This is a genomic window from Streptococcus sp. 11-4097, assembly GCF_018215285.2.
Taxonomy (GTDB): Bacteria; Bacillota; Bacilli; order Lactobacillales; family Streptococcaceae; genus Streptococcus.
Map to the genome: position 1 here is coordinate 638,789 of NZ_CP185262.1, position 16,961 is coordinate 655,749.

General features: G+C 36.3%; 25 protein-coding genes. All 25 read left to right on the plus strand.

Going from position 1 to position 16,961, the window contains the following annotated elements; translation table 11 throughout:
• Positions 1-104 precede the first annotated feature (104 nt).
• Positions 105-962, plus strand: coding sequence for a diadenylate cyclase CdaA (gene cdaA / locus KB197_RS03400; RefSeq protein WP_064275962.1), 858 nt, complete (start codon positions 105-107; stop codon positions 960-962).
• Positions 949-1,728, plus strand: a complete 780-nt coding sequence (locus KB197_RS03405) for a CdaR family protein (RefSeq protein ID WP_064275961.1) — start codon at positions 949-951, stop codon at positions 1,726-1,728. The genes cdaA and KB197_RS03405 overlap by 14 nt, the downstream gene beginning before the upstream one ends.
• A gap of 24 nt (positions 1,729-1,752) precedes the next feature.
• Positions 1,753-3,105 carry a phosphoglucosamine mutase gene (glmM, locus tag KB197_RS03410; RefSeq protein ID WP_064275960.1) on the plus strand — a complete coding sequence of 451 codons (1,353 nt, stop codon included), beginning with the start codon at positions 1,753-1,755 and terminating at the stop codon, positions 3,103-3,105.
• A gap of 272 nt (positions 3,106-3,377) precedes the next feature.
• Complete coding sequence (locus tag KB197_RS03415) at positions 3,378-3,878, plus strand: modification methylase Sau96I (protein ID WP_212573436.1); 501 nt, start codon at positions 3,378-3,380, stop codon at positions 3,876-3,878.
• Between the two features lie 3 nt (positions 3,879-3,881).
• Entirely contained in the window at positions 3,882-4,343 is a 462-nt protein-coding gene (locus KB197_RS03420; RefSeq protein ID WP_212573435.1) for a hypothetical protein, read from the plus strand.
• 1 nt (position 4,344) lies between these two features.
• Positions 4,345-5,016, plus strand: a complete 672-nt coding sequence (locus tag KB197_RS03425; protein WP_070458945.1) for a DUF2786 domain-containing protein — start codon at positions 4,345-4,347, stop codon at positions 5,014-5,016.
• Between the two features lie 23 nt (positions 5,017-5,039).
• A complete protein-coding gene (locus tag KB197_RS03430; RefSeq protein ID WP_070458939.1) occupies positions 5,040-5,231 on the plus strand; it encodes a hypothetical protein in 192 nt (63 codons plus the stop codon).
• Between the two features lie 68 nt (positions 5,232-5,299).
• The gene (locus tag KB197_RS03435; protein WP_070458941.1) at positions 5,300-5,647 is read left to right on the plus strand and encodes a hypothetical protein; all 348 of its coding nucleotides are present in this window, start codon (positions 5,300-5,302) and stop codon (positions 5,645-5,647) included.
• A 182-nt stretch (positions 5,648-5,829) separates the two neighbouring features.
• Positions 5,830-7,332, plus strand: coding sequence for a primase C-terminal domain-containing protein (locus KB197_RS03440; protein WP_212573434.1), 1,503 nt, complete (start codon positions 5,830-5,832; stop codon positions 7,330-7,332).
• A gap of 88 nt (positions 7,333-7,420) precedes the next feature.
• The gene (locus KB197_RS03445) at positions 7,421-7,582 is read left to right on the plus strand and encodes a hypothetical protein (RefSeq protein ID WP_212573433.1); all 162 of its coding nucleotides are present in this window, start codon (positions 7,421-7,423) and stop codon (positions 7,580-7,582) included.
• 8 nt (positions 7,583-7,590) lie between these two features.
• Entirely contained in the window at positions 7,591-7,794 is a 204-nt protein-coding gene (locus KB197_RS03450) for a hypothetical protein (protein WP_000878299.1), read from the plus strand.
• Positions 7,795-7,809: 15 nt separating this feature from the next.
• Positions 7,810-8,232, plus strand: a complete 423-nt coding sequence (locus tag KB197_RS03455) for a hypothetical protein (RefSeq protein WP_050077981.1) — start codon at positions 7,810-7,812, stop codon at positions 8,230-8,232.
• Positions 8,229-8,675, plus strand: coding sequence for a thioredoxin domain-containing protein (locus tag KB197_RS03460; RefSeq protein WP_212573432.1), 447 nt, complete (start codon positions 8,229-8,231; stop codon positions 8,673-8,675). The genes KB197_RS03455 and KB197_RS03460 overlap by 4 nt, the downstream gene beginning before the upstream one ends.
• The gene (locus KB197_RS03465; RefSeq protein WP_050077977.1) at positions 8,668-8,898 is read left to right on the plus strand and encodes a hypothetical protein; all 231 of its coding nucleotides are present in this window, start codon (positions 8,668-8,670) and stop codon (positions 8,896-8,898) included. The genes KB197_RS03460 and KB197_RS03465 overlap by 8 nt, the downstream gene beginning before the upstream one ends.
• A 9-nt stretch (positions 8,899-8,907) precedes the next feature.
• Positions 8,908-9,129, plus strand: a complete 222-nt coding sequence (locus KB197_RS03470; RefSeq protein ID WP_050077975.1) for a hypothetical protein — start codon at positions 8,908-8,910, stop codon at positions 9,127-9,129.
• Entirely contained in the window at positions 9,116-9,601 is a 486-nt protein-coding gene (locus tag KB197_RS03475) for a hypothetical protein (RefSeq protein WP_050077973.1), read from the plus strand. The genes KB197_RS03470 and KB197_RS03475 overlap by 14 nt, the downstream gene beginning before the upstream one ends.
• Position 9,602: 1 nt before the next feature.
• Positions 9,603-10,613, plus strand: a complete 1,011-nt coding sequence (locus KB197_RS03480; protein WP_050077971.1) for a hypothetical protein — start codon at positions 9,603-9,605, stop codon at positions 10,611-10,613.
• A gap of 16 nt (positions 10,614-10,629) precedes the next feature.
• Positions 10,630-11,454 (plus strand): hypothetical protein, encoded by an 825-nt coding sequence (locus KB197_RS03485; RefSeq protein WP_061409473.1) that lies wholly within the window; start codon positions 10,630-10,632, stop codon positions 11,452-11,454.
• A 121-nt stretch (positions 11,455-11,575) separates the two neighbouring features.
• Entirely contained in the window at positions 11,576-11,863 is a 288-nt protein-coding gene (locus KB197_RS03490) for a hypothetical protein (RefSeq protein WP_050077969.1), read from the plus strand.
• Between the two features lie 404 nt (positions 11,864-12,267).
• Positions 12,268-12,603 carry a hypothetical protein gene (locus tag KB197_RS03495; RefSeq protein WP_050077968.1) on the plus strand — a complete coding sequence of 112 codons (336 nt, stop codon included), beginning with the start codon at positions 12,268-12,270 and terminating at the stop codon, positions 12,601-12,603.
• The gene (locus KB197_RS03500) at positions 12,596-12,943 is read left to right on the plus strand and encodes a hypothetical protein (protein ID WP_050077967.1); all 348 of its coding nucleotides are present in this window, start codon (positions 12,596-12,598) and stop codon (positions 12,941-12,943) included. The genes KB197_RS03495 and KB197_RS03500 overlap by 8 nt, the downstream gene beginning before the upstream one ends.
• A gap of 2 nt (positions 12,944-12,945) precedes the next feature.
• On the plus strand, positions 12,946-13,734 hold the full coding sequence (locus tag KB197_RS03505) for a DNA/RNA non-specific endonuclease (protein ID WP_050077966.1): 789 nt from the start codon (positions 12,946-12,948) through the stop codon (positions 13,732-13,734).
• A 10-nt stretch (positions 13,735-13,744) separates the two neighbouring features.
• Positions 13,745-14,194, plus strand: coding sequence for a hypothetical protein (locus KB197_RS03510; protein WP_050077965.1), 450 nt, complete (start codon positions 13,745-13,747; stop codon positions 14,192-14,194).
• Positions 14,195-14,243: 49 nt separating this feature from the next.
• A complete protein-coding gene (gene mobP2, locus KB197_RS03515) occupies positions 14,244-16,580 on the plus strand; it encodes a MobP2 family relaxase (protein ID WP_421127987.1) in 2,337 nt (778 codons plus the stop codon).
• A 117-nt stretch (positions 16,581-16,697) separates the two neighbouring features.
• The gene (locus KB197_RS03520) at positions 16,698-16,958 is read left to right on the plus strand and encodes a hypothetical protein (RefSeq protein WP_050077964.1); all 261 of its coding nucleotides are present in this window, start codon (positions 16,698-16,700) and stop codon (positions 16,956-16,958) included.
• The last annotated feature ends 3 nt before the right edge of the window (positions 16,959-16,961 follow it).

The following is a 16,961-nucleotide window of genomic DNA, read 5'->3' on the forward strand; positions in this document are numbered from 1 at the left end:
TTATCATATTTTTCCTTAATTTAAAATGAAGTAGGATAGGGAAAAAAATGTCAGAAAAATGGTATAATAGAAAGGAACGTGTTTGGACAGAGAGGAGACAGCAGATGAACTTTCAACAATTATCCAACCTGCAATATTGGACTAGCTTGTTTTCTAGTCCTTGGAGTATTGCCATCAATCTGTTTGATATTTTGATTGTGGCCTATATTTTATATCGTTTTACAAAAGCGATAGCTGGCACCAAGATTATGATTTTGGTGCGTGGGGTCGTGATCTTTGTATTAGCCCAGGTTGTAGCCAATATCCTTGGTTTAACAACGATTTCTTGGTTGATTAATCAAATTATCACCTATGGGGTTATTGCTGCGGTTGTTATCTTCTCTCCAGAGATTCGGACTGGTTTAGAACGCTTGGGAAGGGCGACAGATTTCTTTTCTACTGCTCAAATTAGTGCAGAAGAGCAAATGATTCGTGCCTTTATCAAGTCGGTTGAATATATGAGTCCTCGTAAAATTGGTGCTCTGGTTGCCATCCAACGAGTTCGGACCTTGCAAGAATACATTGCGACAGGGATTCCTTTGGATGCCAATATTTCAGCTGAACTCCTTATTAATATCTTTATCCCCAACACTCCCCTACACGATGGTGCTGTGATTATCAGAGAAAATCGGATTGCAGTCACCTCTGCCTATCTGCCCTTGACAGAAAGCACAGGGATTTCCAAGGAATTTGGGACCAGACACCGGGCGGCTATCGGTTTGTCAGAAGTATCCGATGCCTTGACCTTCATCGTCTCAGAGGAAACAGGTGGCATTTCTATTACCTATAACGGTGTTTTCAAGCACGACTTGACGATTGAAGAATTTGAAGCAGAGCTACGAGCAATTCTTTTGCCAGCCGTTGAGGAAAAAGTCAGTTTCAAGGACCGTTTGTTAGGAGGTTGGAAATATGAGAAAAAATAGTCTATACATCATTTCATCTCTCTTTTTTGCTTGTATCTTATTCATCTATGCAACGTCAACCAACTTTCAAAATAGCAATACCGCAAGGCAGGTCAAATCAGAAACCTACACCAATACGATAACGAACGTTCCTATCGATATCCGCTATGATGATGACCAGTATTTCATTAGCGGATTTGCATCAGAAGTTTCAGTGGTATTAACCGGAGCCAATCGCGTGACCTTGGCCAGCGAAATGCAGGAGAGCACTCGTAAGTTTAAGGTAACTGCTGATTTGACGGATGCCAGTGTTGGAACGATTGAAGTTCCCTTGAATATTGAAAATCTTCCAAGTGGATTGACCGCTGTGGCAACGCCTCAAAAGATTACAGTGAAAGTTGGGAAGAAGGTTAAGCGAGATGGGATGCTTGTTGTGCCACAAGTTGACCAAAGCCAGATTGATCCCAAGTTACAAATTGATAGTATAACCGTGTCAAACGAACGAGTTTCGGTCACAACTGACCAGGAAACATTAGCTAAGATTGACAAAGTTATTGCGCTTTTACCAACCAGCGAACGCATAACAGGTAATTACAGTGGTTCAGTACCTTTGCAGGCAATCGATCGCAATGGTGTTGTCTTACCGGCAGTTATTACTCCGTTCGACACAACAATGAAGGTGACTACAAAACCAGTAGCACCAAGTTCAAGCACATCAAATTCAACAACAAGCAGTTCGTCGGAGACATCTTCGTCAACGAAAGCAACTAGTTCAAAAACGAATTAAAAATAGGAAAAGGATTTTATAAAAATGGGTAAATATTTTGGGACTGATGGAGTCCGTGGAGAAGCTAACGTAGAATTAACGCCAGAATTGGCCTTTAAACTAGGACGTTTTGGAGGCTATGTTCTTAGCCAACATGAAACGGAAGCACCGAAAGTTTTTGTAGGACGTGATACACGTATTTCTGGGGAAATGCTAGAATCTGCCTTGGTAGCTGGTCTTCTTTCAGTTGGTATTCACGTATACAAACTAGGTGTTTTGGCAACACCAGCAGTAGCTTACTTGGTAAAAACTGAAGGAGCAAGTGCTGGTGTCATGATTTCTGCTAGCCACAATCCAGCCCTTGATAACGGAATTAAGTTCTTTGGCGGTGATGGCTTCAAACTGGACGATGAAAAAGAAGCAGAAATTGAAGCCTTGCTAGACGCTGCGGAAGATACTCTTCCTCGTCCAAGTGCAGAAGGCTTGGGAACCTTGGTAGATTATCCAGAAGGCTTGCGTAAGTATGAAGGATATCTTGTTTCAACTGGAACTCCTCTTGAGGGAATGAAGGTTGCCTTGGACACAGCAAACGGTGCGGCGTCTACAAGTGCCCGTCAAATCTTTGCAGACCTTGGCGCTCAATTAACTGTTATCGGGGAAACACCAGATGGTCTTAACATCAACCTTAATGTTGGTTCAACTCACCCAGAAGCTCTTCAAGATGTGGTCAAAGAAAGCGGCTCAGCTATTGGTTTGGCCTTTGACGGAGACAGTGACCGTTTGATTGCTGTTGATGAAAATGGCGACATCGTTGATGGTGACAAGATTATGTACATCATCGGGAAATACCTTTCTGAAAAAGGACAATTGGCCCAAAATACAATCGTGACAACTGTTATGTCCAACCTTGGTTTCCACAAGGCCTTGGACCGTGAAGGCATTAACAAGGCAGTCACTGCAGTTGGTGACCGCTATGTTGTGGAAGAAATGAGAAAATCAGGCTTCAACCTCGGTGGTGAACAGTCTGGTCACGTCATCTTGATGGATTACAATACAACGGGTGATGGTCAATTATCAGCTGTTCAATTGACCAAAATCATGAAGGAAACTGGTAAGAGCTTGTCAGAGTTGGCTGCAGAAGTAACTATCTATCCACAAAAATTAGTCAATATCCGAGTGGAAAATGCCATGAAGGAAAAGGCTATGGAAGTTCCAGCTATCAAGGCTATCATCGAGAAGATGGAAGAAGAAATGGCAGGGAATGGGCGTATTCTTGTTCGCCCAAGTGGAACAGAGCCCCTTTTGCGTGTCATGGCAGAAGCGCCTACAACAGAAGAAGTGGACTACTATGTTGATACTATCGCAGACGTAGTTCGAGCTGAAATCGGGATTGACTAAATCCTGTAAGTGGTAAGAGTTTTTAGAAAATCAAATAATTCAATATTTTTAGGAGAACAGAGAAATCTGTTCTCTTTTTTGTTCGCTTAAAATTCTATTTGAAAGGAGTTCAACGATGGTAGGATTGGAGATTGTATTGAATTTAGACACGTTAGAAATCTTTGACGTTATCGATCATGATAAGAATGGAAACAGCGAACAAGCGCCTACACCCATCCAGTTAAGCTTATTTGACTCAATGACGTGCATTTGACAAAAGGAGATATATTAGGATGGACAGAGAAGCGCTATACAATGAATTAATTCAAAGCGAACCACTAGGTTTCATTGATCCGTTTTCTGACCTTGGTGAATTCGATTCTCTTCAGCTGAAATTTAAACAACCCGTAAAGGACTTAGTGAATCGATATTCAGGACAACCATATAGCTTAGCCTGGCAACATAAAATTATGGAAATGCGGAAGTTGTTTATTGCTTATCAGATAGCATTAAATGAAGAAGATAAGCAGATAAACTTTCAGCGAAGAACAAGAAGCGAAGAGTCCAAAGAACATGCTGATGCTATTGTAACAACCTATTTGAGTCTGGGATTTAGTTTTAAAGAGATTGAGAAGCGTGTTTCTTTATCTTACAAGCAACTTCGTCGAGGATGGAGAAGAAGTGATCACATAATGACAAATAGTCCTAAATTTTATAGCAAAAGGGACTTATCCGAAGGTTACTGTTTACCGAGTAAAAAGCTACCTAAAAGTATGAGAATAAATGAGAGATAGAAAATGGAAATGGGTATTTGTAGACGATGTTCTTGCAACTGGGTTACACCTTGCATCAATGAAAAGTATGGTCCTTGTTGGTGGGTAGATAAAAACAGAACGCTGTGTAGCCACTGTTTTTATGGATTTAATGATGAATCTTGTCAGACAAAAGTTTATTACAGACCAGGGCATGATTGGCTTGAGAGAGATTGGGAATTTGCTTGGGAAATTCTGACAAATTCAAAAAGTCATTGGGTATATGATATGGAACATGATGTGTTGTGTGTGGTTGGTTTAGGAGATCATATTGGAGCCGTTAGATTTATTGTAAAGAACTTTTATGGACTTAATCGTATTTATTGTGAGGAGATTCCTAAATGGCAAGAAATTATTGGGAATAATATGATTTTTTATAATGCAAAGGTTAATGATTCAAAACATTACGCTAGTTCTTTACCTAGAAAGTATAAACATGTGGATTGATATGGATAATAAAATTATTGAGAAGATACAAAATCTTTTAGAATTAGCTTACGATGCACCAAACGATGAAGAGGGGCAGACTGCCCTTCTGATGGCTCAAAGACTTATGGTGAAGCATAATCTTTCTATGAATGATTTAACGAATAGTAAAACTCAAAAAGATATTGGTGAAACAATAGGAACATGGGAATATAGACTTCCATGGTGGCAAGAAAAGTTGGCAGGTATTTTAGGTGAAAATTTTAGATGTAAAACGATAAGAAGACGACTTCCTGAAGATGGCATCACACAGATAATTTTCTTTGGATATCAATCTGATGCTGAATTTTGTAGTAAGGTTTACGAAGGTGCGCTCTTATACCTTAAATATCGACTGAAACGACTTTTCCCTACAGTCTCAAGAGCAAGATGGAAAGACTATAAGAAATCGTACTTACTAGGTTTCTTAAACGGAATAGATCAACGTTTTCAGGACCAGGCTCAATCATCAGAAGAATTTGGTTTAATGGTAAAAATCCCAGCAGAAGTTTTGGAAGAACAACGACTACGTATGGGGAAATTAGAGAGTAGAAGCCTAAAAATCGAAATTGAAGTTGATTCTGAGGCGTATATTGCTGGTTTTGAACACGCAAAAGAGACTAGGTTGTTATCAGAAGAATTATTGAATAAATGAGAATGAACATAGGAGGAAGTAAAATGACAAAAGTTACATATCCACGCTTTGTGGACGTTGAGCGAAATGGTGTTTCTCAGAAGGTGTTTGAAACATCTAATGGAAATGAGGAGTGGTGTTCTCCTACTGGACGTGAGTTACAAGAAAGTCCGGATGTTATGGATCACTGGCTCGAATACGAGGACAGTGAAGGAGAACTTCACTACGGTAGATAGTTTCTACCACCATTTTATTTGTTAGTTTATTTATTTTAGGAAGCCCAATACGGGCAGGAGGAAGTTATATGCTTAATAATTTTAGAACAGCGAGTGCTTATGCAAGCGCTCGTAGACAACAGAAGACTGCTCAAAGAAAAGTCTTCTGGGATAGTTTTGGGGAAATCACTCCTAGTGAGTGGGCAAATGCCAAGTTATCTGGAGAGGTTGAAATTGGGGTTTCAAACGATAGCATCAAGGGTAGAGAAAACCTTCCTAGATTGGATTACAAGCTAGGTTGGTTGCCAAACGGACATCGTTACCGTTTAGGTGCTAAAAAGAAACCAGTATCAAAGATTATGTCTTTCCAACCACGGAAAGACGATGACGATCTTCTGAGCGCAGAAGAGTTCGAGCAGCTGTTAAGTACACTTTAAATTGATTGGTGAGAAAGAGTTCTTTGTACATCTAACTGATTTAGGATGGGTGTTGAGTATCTTTTTAATTATTGTAGGAGGGGGAATGATGTACCTCTCGTATATCGAGTTGGCACCATATTTTATAAGTGTATTTGACTTCAAACTATAACTAGTGAAGGGATATGAGAGTCCTAAAAACCATGAAAAAGATTGATTTATTAAAATGCTTATCCATCATCACAAAAGACGGATTAAGAACACAAAAATTTAAAAATAGTCATCTACAGCTCATCTCTTCAGCTGAAGAAGGAAGACGAGGGTCTGTATTTGCTTATCGTTCAAAAGCAAATATGGTGAAGGCACGTGGTGTTGTTTTAACCTCTGTCGAATCATTGCTTGAGAACCAGGATCAGTTTACACACTGGACTCCTAACGTATATTGCTATGGAAGCTATAGTGATGCTGGTCGACGGATTACACGTGGGCACTCTGAAGATAATCTTAGACAGATTAACACATTCTACATTGACTTCGATATTACCTCTGCAGCTGAAGAAATGACAACAGGAGATATTTTAACCGCTTCTCTGGAGCTAGGTTTTATGCCAACGTTGATTCTAAAATCTGATAAGGGATTTCAAGCCTATTTTGTCCTCTCAGAATCAGCTTATGTTACAGCTCATTCCCAATTTCGAGTGGTAAAGGTGGCTAAAGCTATCTCTCAAAATTTGAGAAATTACTTTGCTCAAACTTTACCAGTAGATTTGACTTGTAACCATTTTGGGATTGCTCGTATTCCTCGGACTGATAATGTCGAATTCTTTGAACCTGACTATACCTATTCATTCAAGGAGTGGTTAGATTGGTCAATGAAGCAATCAGAACTTCCTTTTCCAAGTAAAAAGCCCAATTTGACGGTTATTTCAGGCTCTAAAGGGGTGAAACAGATTGATGAACCATGGTATCAATTGCTGATGAGAGAGGGAAATATCAAGGGTGGAAAAGCCTTGATGGGAAGAAATAATGTTCTTTTCACGTTAGCTTTAGCCAACTTTTCTTCAGGAATTGATCAGTCAGAGTGTGAGGAGGTTCTTTCTAGTTTTAATGCGAATCTAGACGAACCACTCTCTTCAGCTGAATATCATAAAATTATCACAAGCGCCTACTCAGGAAAATATGAAGCTGCTAGTCGTGACTATGTAATGACTTTATGTAAAGCATGGGTCAATCAGGAACTCAAGGCTTCAGATCTCTTTGTGAAGCAACGTTGGTACAAGTTTAAGAAGAAACGTGCTGACAGAAAGAATAGTCATCTTCATGAATGGAAAACAGATGTCATGGCCTATTTAGAAGGCTTCTATCAATCTGAGGATCCATTTATCCAGACGACGAAAAAAGAGATACGAGAGAAGTTGAACATCCCTGAGCGCTCATTGGATAAAGTATTGAAAGTTCTCAAAGCAGAACAAAAAATCTTCTTCACAGTCAAACACGGGCGTGGAGGAGGCATCAGATTAGCCTCTATCAAATCAATCTTGCTTTCCCTTATCCAGGTGAAGAAAGAACGTCAGGAGGCTTATATGACCAATATTGCTGCTTTCTTTGAAGAAAGTATAGAGTTTACTCAGAGAGTGATAGAAAGGGTTAAAGATGGCTTTAAACAAACACAACAACTATCTCTATTTGAACTTGATATTGGATAATCAAAAAAACCCGTCAACTGCCTTACATTTATATCTACGATTATTACAAGGATATACATGTATATAAAATAACCTATGGAGGAATGATATGATTTTGATTTTAGTTGGATTCTTTAGCCTTATATTTGTAGGAGGATTTTTCTTAGTTTTCTCACTTATAGGGATTCGTCAACAAGTTCGTTTTGAAAACGGATATGATTCTGAATTAGAGACAGATCAGCTGGCAATGATTGGCCAAAATAGAAAGTGAGAAGAAGAATGAAGTACGTAATTTTCAGTTTTGAATTAGGTGATTATATTTGTAATGGGGAGAATAAAGTTTTAGTTTTTGATACCTTGGGACTAGCTTTTCAGTATCTTCAAAAACATTACCGTAAACCACTTCCTGAACAAAGAAAAAAGAGATTGATTCACTATCCTGATGTGTATCAAGCTCCGTTTAGACTTCTAAAAGTTTGTTAGGAAGGGGAAAGGTCGATGTCAGAGTTATTCAAAATTATCCGTGGATACTACCTAACAGGAGTTGGACAAGAACCATTGGCTTACTATTTTAAACTTTCATCGGATAACTTAAAATTTGATTCTGTTTCTGCAGGGGATGTGGCTTTAACTTTTTATCAAAACGAGGAGAGTATTTCTAGCATTCCAGCGATCATTAGAGTAGATAGTGTTATCTCGAATGATAAAATGATTTCAGATTACCTGCAGGAGGAGTTGAGAGATCATTATCCAATGTTGCCAATTGTCCGTGTATTGGATTCTGAGGAATTTGATCCTTTACTCTTTCAAGAAGTGATGACAACGTTCACTAACTTGAAATCAGAAATAAAAGAATTGGCCAAGATTGATTATGTTCAAGGTTCCATATTTGATTTTATGGATGAGGAGGAGATAGGATGAAAGAGCTTTTTACGCATGTTAAGTTAGCTCTAGGGGCTCTTCTTGTCATTTTAGTCGTGAGTCTCGCAGTTTTAGGAGGATATAGGTTGTATAAAGATCATTTTATCTTAGATTATGATCCTCACCTTACTCAGAAGGAATACCAGAATACTGTACTTGATCAAAATGTAAATCTAGTATTTTATAAAAAAGATTGTCCTTACTGTCAGGTTGGAAAAAGTGTAGTTGTAGATGCAGCCAATAAAGGTTCCTATCCTACATTTTACATTGATACTCAGACAGAAGAAGGTCAAAAGTTAGTAGAAAAATACCAGGTTGAAAAAGCTGCAACTATCATCAAGATCCGTAAGGGAAAAATAAAAAAATATCTATATGCTTTAAGAGATTCAGAGGAAAAGATTGTAGCAGATGAGAAAAGTATTCAGGAGGCCATAAATGACTAAAAGGGCAAAACTAAGTAAATGGGCTGAGACAGCTTTTCAAAATGATTGGGAACTATGGCGTACTAGGACAAATGAAGGAATGGTTGTTTTAGGAAAATTATCAGATGGGACATTTACTCTACATCGTTTTAATGATGAGGGAGGAAGACTAACACATATTTCGCAAGATGAGGCCCTTTGGCTAACATTGGATTTGGCACCTGAAAAGTTAGGTTGTATTTAAGGAGGCAGTATGTATCAAATTTTAAATGCTATTGCGCATGGCGTGGTTGGAACTATCTTGATTGCGATCTGGTTTGTACCGCTTTTCAGGATAACTATATGTGATAACTTTGGAAATGAAATCAAAACGAAAAGGATGCCATTGGCATTCTTAATGTTACTAAAAAGTGTTTGGCCAAAAAGTAAGGTTTCATTTATTTGGAAAGGATATAAGAAGCATGAGAAGAACTAAATCACCTAGTTTAAAGCAGAAAAGAGCTAACAAACATTTGAGAGGTATAAAAAATTACACGCTATCGAGTGAACAAAAAGGTTTCGACGATGTATCAACTTTTGATATGTTGTTTGCAACAAATGTGAAGTATCGAGTTTTTGCAATTTTAGGAGGCGTATCTATTTTTATTTTGCTAGCTTTAGTGCCAATCAATCTCTTTTTAGGCTTTATTGCATATGTAGCAGTAAATTTAGTTCATATGAATTCAAATTTTTTTCAATTAGTTGGAGTGAGGGACGTTTCTTTTATGACAGTCTTTGAATCTTTTTATTTGGGGAATGTCGAGTTGATGAGAGATATATTTGTAACTATTTGTGTAGCTATTATAGTTTTATCTTTATCTTTATATGGAAAGTGGGTTACTGAAAAAAAGACGGATATAACCTCTTTAACAAATCAGTATTATGGAAAAATCAGGAAGGAGAAATAAAATGTCTACTTTAATCGAAATATCCAAGCGCTGGATTGAAAAGATAAAATCTAGCCCAATTTTGAAGCCATTTATTAAGACTAAAGTTTGGTTTCAAGAGAATATTATTAAGAGAAAACTAGTTATTTTCTCAATGTTGTTTGTGACCTGGTTAAGTCTTTTGATGGGAGCGATTTTCTCACCACAAAGACAAACATATACTTCAGAACAACTCAAAACAAAGCAGGTTTTTGCAAATGGTAGTGGTGAGATGAAACTGGTCAGCCAGGAATATTCACCAGATACTGGAATTATTGTTTTACAATTTGAGACGAAGGATGCTACGACTTCGATAGATCGGGGCATCGATGCCAAACGATTGAAATGGAAACTCTATGCGCAACATAAAGACTCAAAAATAGAGATGGATGTTGTGCCAATCATTGATAATAAAGTATCAGTTATTATTAAAGGAGTTCCGAAAAATTTTGGTGCATTTGCGATCGATGTGACGAATCAGACAGTCTCTTCTAGCTCAATTGATGTGAATATTTCATCGCCATCCAGTGATTCTAAAAAGGTTTCTCAGAAGAAATATGAAGAAGATGACACTGTACAATTCTTTGTAACTCCTCAAAATACTCAGCTTGAAATTAAAGCTATTGAGGTTGTTTCCAGAGAAGAATTTACTCTTCAGGAAATCGAAAAAGAGATCAATTTCCAGAATGAACAGTCTCAAAAATTGACAACATCAATTTCTCAATTGAAGGAATCTATTGAAGATGATAACTCACGAAAAGCGAGTCTTCAAGCAGAAGCAAAATATCTAACAGGTGATGATCTCGAAGCCAATCAAAAGAATATTGCTACGCTAGATACAAACATCGAAACGAAGAACAGAACCATCGAAACAGCCTATAAAAACATTGAAAAGTTGAAGGCTAAATTGGAGTCTTTGGACAAGAAAAAAGAAGCTGTTAAAGATGGAACATTTGAATTTTCAAACCCTATTGAAACTGTAGAAATGAATTAAAGTGAGGTAAAATAAAATGAAAAATTTAATTAAAATGGTAAAAGAAACTGATAAATTGGGATATAAATTATCTGCAATTTGTGGAGTGAATTGGCTTATTAGACAAGCCTTTAAATGGCAATATTTATTTTTTGTAATGGTTGCAGGCGCTGTTCTGATTAAAAAAATTTCAGCAACACTTGAAATTAGTCCAAATTATTTAGGATTTTTGATGGTTATTTTTATCTTAGCCGTTCCTTTTTCAAAATTGCGTTTTGGTGTTGAGAGATTTATTTTTTCATTTTTTGAAAGTGTTGTGTTTGGCTTTATTTTTTCAATCGCAGTGGATTTTCCATTTCAAGAAAACGAATCATCGTTCTGGCTTTTAGCCACAATCTTTAGTATCGGTATTTATTATTTCATGAAGTGGTTTCAAGCAAAACTTTTTCAGCGTTATCTGTTCAAAAATATCTTAAATAAGGACTACCTTGGAATCCGAAAATTAAAAGATAAGTTACCTCCTAAAATCAATCTTTTTACAGATGCTGATGAAGGTGATGCAAACCAACGAATGATTACGATTAATCAGCGAGCAGTGAAAAAGGATTATCAAGATATTGTAGAATTAAGTTTTTTGAATAGAGAAAAACGGACAGGTATTTCCTATTATAGAAAAGCATGGAATGGTTCTGAAGCTCCTCTTGAAAGAGAATTTGTAGATATTGAAGAATTTTATCATCCAGCATTTTATGTCTTCCCGTTTGGGAAAAAACATGATTTTTGTTTCTGGTTGATTCAATTTGATGTGAGTAAAAAGAGTGCGTTTTCTATGAAAGGTGAGTTCATGTTTACCAACAAATAGTAGTCAAAAATCTCCTTAATTTTTGAATTAAGGGGATTTATTTTTTATGATTGTCCCTTTAAAAAATAATTTTATATTTTAGATTACAATAGGCTTAATTAAATAAAAAGGAGAAGTAATCATGGCTAAAAATGATTTAACAAAAATTGATAATCAACTGGAAGAGGCGAGGAAAAAAGTTGCCCTTTTGGAAGAGGAACGTAAAGAAGTAGAAGAGAATCTTCAAAAACAAATTGGTAAAATTTATGTACAAATTCAATTGAAGAAAAATAAAAATCAGTCGTATGAATCAATTATTGAAGAGTTAAAAATGGAATTGAACCTCATCAAAGAAGATGAAAAAGAACAACGTTTAGCAGCGAAGAAAAATCGTGAAGAAGGAGACTTTCCAGCTGAAAATCAGTCTTGATTTTTGAGTTTTGAACTTCCAAATGAAGTCAAAAACGGTGTAAGTAAAAGTATGTAAAGAAGAAAAACCGTGTAAGTATAACACCTATAAAGTATGTAAAGGTAAGTATCGCATGTGTGTGTAAGTAGGCGAAGCCGAGAAAATTACCGGTACTGGAAACGTTGATACTATCAACATATCACGGCATGTGATATCAGTTTCCCTTATGCTCTTTTCTACCACAACACACCTAAAAAGGACCTTAGTCCCTCTGTGTGTGTTAGTGTGTTGAAAAACCGCAAAAATAGAACCGTATCGGTTCGTGATGTTGCGAGGTTGAAGTTTTCTTTTTTGCTTCTTTTTGCTTTTGCTTCGACAAAAGAAAAAAGAAGGGCGCTGTTTTTTGGAAAGGAAAATTTAAAATAATGGCAAGTATAAAACAAAATCGAATTGAGATTAGAGGGCTTACTGATGATGAAATTAATTATCTAAAATCTCTTGCGAAGAAAAATAAAGCCAACTCATTTAACGATTTTTTGCTTTCAATCTGTCGTGAAAAAATTGAGTACGGAAAATTTAATCGTGCTCAAGATTTGTATGTGTCTCATTTAGAAAATATGAAATTAGCTTCTGACCATATTCTGGAACAAATGAAAAAACAGACAAGGACACTATCTGAATTTAAAGAAAAAATGAATCGCTATGGTAGTCATATTTCACGTTGGTTAGAGTATGAAGGTGAGGTAGAAATTGATGGCTAAAAATTTTTTAATTAGAAATGTTCCTGATGATATGTTTGAGCAACTTCAGGCCATTTCAAAAAAATATAACTATCCAAGCTTTAACGAGTTTATGTTATCGCAAATTCAAAATATCGTAATGAATGACGGATTGAATTTGTACAATAATCAATTTGCAGAAACATTATCTGATATCAAACAACAACAAAGTCAGATTTTAGAATTGATGTTGAAGAATGACATTTCTCTTTCGGCTTTAAATGTTAAACAAGATATTGTAAACGAACTAACCACAAATTGGTTACATTTTATGGATGATGTATCAGCACTTGAAGCTGAACGACGGTCAGGTGGTGTTTGAAAATGAAGAAGAATAAATCACTGTTCATCATTCTCATTTTTCTTGCGATCTTTATCGTACAACCTAACAATTTTAATGCTATCAAATCTGGCTTGACACAAAATGATATCCCAAATCAATTGAACATAGCCGATTCAGCTGAAGAAAAAAATTCCAACTCAAATTTGAATCCTACTCTGAAAAATGATGACTTGAAATCGAAGGAGTATGATGGAAAAAATCAAGTGATTGTCGTCAATGAAAAATCACAATTTACAAAAGACGAATTGAGTTTAGAAAATGACAGCTGGGAAAAATATTCTGATCTAGATTTTTTAAATCGTGTAGGAATTGCTGAAGCGATGTTGGGAAAAGAATTGATGCCAACTGAAGATAGAGAATCTATTTCGTCTATCACGCCAACAGGATGGAAAAATAAAAAAATAATTTTCAACGGGAAAGAAGATTATTTATATAATCGTTCTCACTTAATCGGTTTTCAATTAAGTGGAGAGAATGCGAATGCTAAAAATTTATTTACAGGTACACGTGCTTTAAATGCAAATTTTGAAGATGAACAATCATCAATGGTTTACTATGAAAATAAGATTGCTAACTACATAAAAAATACGAATCACCATGTCCGCTATCGAGTAACTCCTATATTTAGAAATGTGGAATTAGTTGCTAGAGGAGTTCGTATGGAAGCACAGAGTATTGAAGATGATGAGATCTCATTTGATGTATATATCTTTAATATTCAACCAGGATATAAAATCAATTATTTGACAGGATCATCTCAGAAAAATTGAGGAGGGAAAAATGAATCCAAGACTTAGCTTATATTTTAGCGAAGAAACACATGAAAAATTTAAGGAAATAAAATCCTACTTGAAAGAATCGTCTGCTTTGCAGAAACAGTATCGAAATAATTCAGCAACGCTCGTTACTTTGATTGAAGTTTTTTATAAACTCTTTATTGAATTAGGAGAAGGAAAAAATTTCTATGAGCGACTGACTCAGCTGGAAAAAAATTTGGGGGATGGCTTTGATTCTGGAAATGACAACAAGGCAATTCATCGTCAACTTGATCAAATTCTTTATTTAACACTAACCAACTTTCATGCTATTACGAAAGATGATTTTGATGTTCAAGATTTGGAATCTATTCATTCACGACTGGATCCTACACAGCATGAATTAATGGCAAGAATTAACGATGTCATTCAAGAAGATGTTGCACGTGGTCAAACAATCAAACATTCTCATTAATTGAAAGGAGACCTTACTCGTGAGTGAGTCTAGTCCAAGTATTACCTTCATGCTGCAATACACTGAAGCAAATAGTGGCTTTGTAGACTACACCAATAGAGACGAAGCTGTTGAGGTTGATAATGAATTAAATTTAGAAACACACAGACAAAATATTGAGTCTCTAACTGAAGATGAACTACAAAAAATTCAAGCTGAAGTTCCAGAAACAAAACTTAATTTTCAGGAATACATTGATTATATGAATCGCTCTTATGCTACTGAAAACCAAAATGAAGAGATGACAGCCATTTTTACAAAAGAGGCCAATTACTTGCAGCGTAGCAAAGTAACTGAATTGAAAAGTAAGTTAGAACAGGCTTATCAAAATGGCTCTCTTCTATGGCAGGGTGTTATCTCTTTTGATAATGATTTTTTGGCCAAAGAGGGATTATATGATCTGGAAACTGGAAAAGTCGATCAGCAAGCTATCAAGTCGGTCATACGTGAAGCATTGCCGAGGTTGATTGAAAAAGAAGGCTTATCTGATTCATCATTTTGGTGGGCTAACATTCACTTGAATACGGATAATATTCATGTGCATTTTGGTTTATCTGAAGTTGAATCTGCAAGAGAAAAAATTTTCTATCGACCTCGTGGACGAATGGAGTACAGAGGAAACTTTTCCCAGAAAACTATTGAGCGATTTAAAAGCGATGTTTTTCATGGCTTGTTGAATGAACAGACTAGGGGAATGATTGTTAGACGAGAACAAATTTTGTCCAATATCAGAAGTGAGTTGATCAATTCTGTATTTAGAGATCAGAAGGTTCGTTCTTCGGCTGAAAAAAATTTTTTGGAACAGGCTTACAACCATTTACCAATGGATAAAAAATGGCGCTATGGCTCAAATGCAAGAGATTTTGCAGTCAGTAAATTCTTCATTGATCGCTATCTGGATTCCTATTTAGAAAATGATGGGAAAGAGCTTTATCAAGAATTTCTGAAAGAAACGAAGGACTTCCTAGAAACCTATAGAGGAGCTTATTCGGCTGGAAAAAAATCAACCTACGAGAAGATTCGGAAACTTGATGATCGTGTTGAGAAAACACAACAGGAGGCTGCAGGCTATCATCTGCAGCAATTAATAGCGAACCGAGAGAAGGAGTTGAGAGAACGATTAGCAAATAAAATCTTGCACCTATTTCGTGAGAATGCTCCTGAAATAGCTGATGTTCGACTGGAAAAAAATTTGGCCAATTTCTCAGTAAAGAATCAACAAATGATTTTAGAACAGGATCCCAATGCAAGTGTTATCAAAACACTAGATGCCTGGAAAAAACTGGGTTATGAGTTGAAAGATGGGGCAAAACCTATTGAAATTACAAAACCAGTCTATGCTGCTTATGATAAACACGGAACAGGTTTGGGACGTCCTGAATATGTTACGGAATTAGTTTATGATGTGAGTCAGCTGAAAGAAGACTTACTGGAGAAGCAACTTACTTTAAGAGACTTGTCGCTATTTTCTTCAGCTGATTTGAAAGAACTTGTAGAAGCAGCTAAAAAGAAAAGTGATCGATCATTAAAAGAGCGCCAGGAGTTAGGAACATTTCGCTATGCTTTAAAATTGAGTTTATTGGAGGAAAAACAGAGTAGTTTATTAGTTCGTAAAACTCTTTTTGATCAAATCCAACCACTTGAATCGGATAAGCCATTTGTTGAATTAAAAAAGAAGGAGATTCTTCAAAGACTGCAGCTGACTGAATTGCAGCTGACTCCAAATTATAAACTGAGTGAAGCAGATCAATCTCTGAGAAGTTCTCTTGCTAACCAGTTTGAAGATAGTGTTTCATTTTCAGTAGAGAAAGCTGATTCATTAACAATTCAAGCTCCTATTAAACGTTTAAAGGAGGAATTAGCTACAATTCAACCTCTTCAAGATGAAGGAGTTTTGACCATTCTAAAGGGCTATCCTGTTACGAAAGATAGCTACGTAGAAGAGTTACAGACACATATCTCTATTTTTCAGTTGAAACATCAGATTTACAGTCGAAACAAGGAAATTTCACAAACGACTGATCAAGGAACTGTTCAAAAATTAAAACAGGAGAATGCGAAAGGATTTTATGAGCTCAAATCACTCTATCAGAAATTGTTGCCAGAGGAGGAAAGTAATCAGAAAAGTCAGTTAGCTCAAGCTGTTTCACAGAAAATGCAAGAAAGAAAGGTCCTGCAAAGAAAAAATATCCAACAATCTCAAGGTAAAGCAATCATCAATACAGATTTCATGAGAAATCTGACCAATTCTCTTCAAAGGGCTCAACGTGCAAATAAAAAAGCCCTTATGGAACGTGAGAGAAGCGATGAGAGACAAGAACTTGAAGAAAAAGGGCAAAGTATATAAGAGTCATTGTAAAAGCAATGACTTTTTTGTTGAAAAATGGAAATCTATTGTCCCTTTAAATGGGATTTTTTGGTTATTGAATAGAATAGAAGGATAAAAAGAGAAAGGAGAAGAAAAATGAAGCTATTATTTCCAGATGTCGCAGTTGAAGACTTTGATTTCTCAGCCGAATGGTTAATTACGGCAATGAATGCCGATACCAAGCAAGTGCATTTTGAGGGTCAAGGAAGAAATTCTGATTTAGAAATGGTTCTAGATTTTAAGGAAAATTCTGAGCTATTTGAATCTTTTTCAGTAGGGGAATTGGTTCACTTAGATCCAGAATCATTTCTACAAGCAGAGAATGAGCCGTACAAACCACAGTATGAAGGATTTTAAGGA

Excerpts from the sequence above, each read along its gene's own strand:
- KB197_RS03445 (WP_212573433.1), top strand. The coding sequence starts at position 7,421 with ATGATTTTGATTTTAGTTGGATTCTTTAGCCTTATATTTGTAGGAGGA.
- KB197_RS03420 (WP_212573435.1), top strand. The coding sequence starts at position 3,882 with ATGGAAATGGGTATTTGTAGACGATGTTCTTGCAACTGGGTTACACCT.
- KB197_RS03455 (WP_050077981.1), top strand. The coding sequence starts at position 7,810 with ATGTCAGAGTTATTCAAAATTATCCGTGGATACTACCTAACAGGAGTT.
- KB197_RS03480 (WP_050077971.1), top strand. The coding sequence starts at position 9,603 with ATGTCTACTTTAATCGAAATATCCAAGCGCTGGATTGAAAAGATAAAA.
- KB197_RS03510 (WP_050077965.1), top strand. The coding sequence starts at position 13,745 with ATGAATCCAAGACTTAGCTTATATTTTAGCGAAGAAACACATGAAAAA.
- KB197_RS03490 (WP_050077969.1), top strand. The coding sequence starts at position 11,576 with ATGGCTAAAAATGATTTAACAAAAATTGATAATCAACTGGAAGAGGCG.
- KB197_RS03465 (WP_050077977.1), top strand. The coding sequence starts at position 8,668 with ATGACTAAAAGGGCAAAACTAAGTAAATGGGCTGAGACAGCTTTTCAA.
- KB197_RS03500 (WP_050077967.1), top strand. The coding sequence starts at position 12,596 with ATGGCTAAAAATTTTTTAATTAGAAATGTTCCTGATGATATGTTTGAG.
- KB197_RS03460 (WP_212573432.1), top strand. The coding sequence starts at position 8,229 with ATGAAAGAGCTTTTTACGCATGTTAAGTTAGCTCTAGGGGCTCTTCTT.
- KB197_RS03405 (WP_064275961.1), top strand. The coding sequence starts at position 949 with ATGAGAAAAAATAGTCTATACATCATTTCATCTCTCTTTTTTGCTTGT.
- KB197_RS03495 (WP_050077968.1), top strand. The coding sequence starts at position 12,268 with ATGGCAAGTATAAAACAAAATCGAATTGAGATTAGAGGGCTTACTGAT.
- KB197_RS03425 (WP_070458945.1), top strand. The coding sequence starts at position 4,345 with ATGGATAATAAAATTATTGAGAAGATACAAAATCTTTTAGAATTAGCT.
- KB197_RS03470 (WP_050077975.1), top strand. The coding sequence starts at position 8,908 with ATGTATCAAATTTTAAATGCTATTGCGCATGGCGTGGTTGGAACTATC.
- cdaA (WP_064275962.1), top strand. The coding sequence starts at position 105 with ATGAACTTTCAACAATTATCCAACCTGCAATATTGGACTAGCTTGTTT.
- KB197_RS03450 (WP_000878299.1), top strand. The coding sequence starts at position 7,591 with ATGAAGTACGTAATTTTCAGTTTTGAATTAGGTGATTATATTTGTAAT.
- KB197_RS03415 (WP_212573436.1), top strand. The coding sequence starts at position 3,378 with ATGGACAGAGAAGCGCTATACAATGAATTAATTCAAAGCGAACCACTA.
- mobP2 (WP_421127987.1), top strand. The coding sequence starts at position 14,244 with ATGCTGCAATACACTGAAGCAAATAGTGGCTTTGTAGACTACACCAAT.
- KB197_RS03440 (WP_212573434.1), top strand. The coding sequence starts at position 5,830 with ATGAAAAAGATTGATTTATTAAAATGCTTATCCATCATCACAAAAGAC.
- KB197_RS03505 (WP_050077966.1), top strand. The coding sequence starts at position 12,946 with ATGAAGAAGAATAAATCACTGTTCATCATTCTCATTTTTCTTGCGATC.
- glmM (WP_064275960.1), top strand. The coding sequence starts at position 1,753 with ATGGGTAAATATTTTGGGACTGATGGAGTCCGTGGAGAAGCTAACGTA.
- KB197_RS03435 (WP_070458941.1), top strand. The coding sequence starts at position 5,300 with ATGCTTAATAATTTTAGAACAGCGAGTGCTTATGCAAGCGCTCGTAGA.
- KB197_RS03430 (WP_070458939.1), top strand. The coding sequence starts at position 5,040 with ATGACAAAAGTTACATATCCACGCTTTGTGGACGTTGAGCGAAATGGT.
- KB197_RS03520 (WP_050077964.1), top strand. The coding sequence starts at position 16,698 with ATGAAGCTATTATTTCCAGATGTCGCAGTTGAAGACTTTGATTTCTCA.
- KB197_RS03485 (WP_061409473.1), top strand. The coding sequence starts at position 10,630 with ATGAAAAATTTAATTAAAATGGTAAAAGAAACTGATAAATTGGGATAT.
- KB197_RS03475 (WP_050077973.1), top strand. The coding sequence starts at position 9,116 with ATGAGAAGAACTAAATCACCTAGTTTAAAGCAGAAAAGAGCTAACAAA.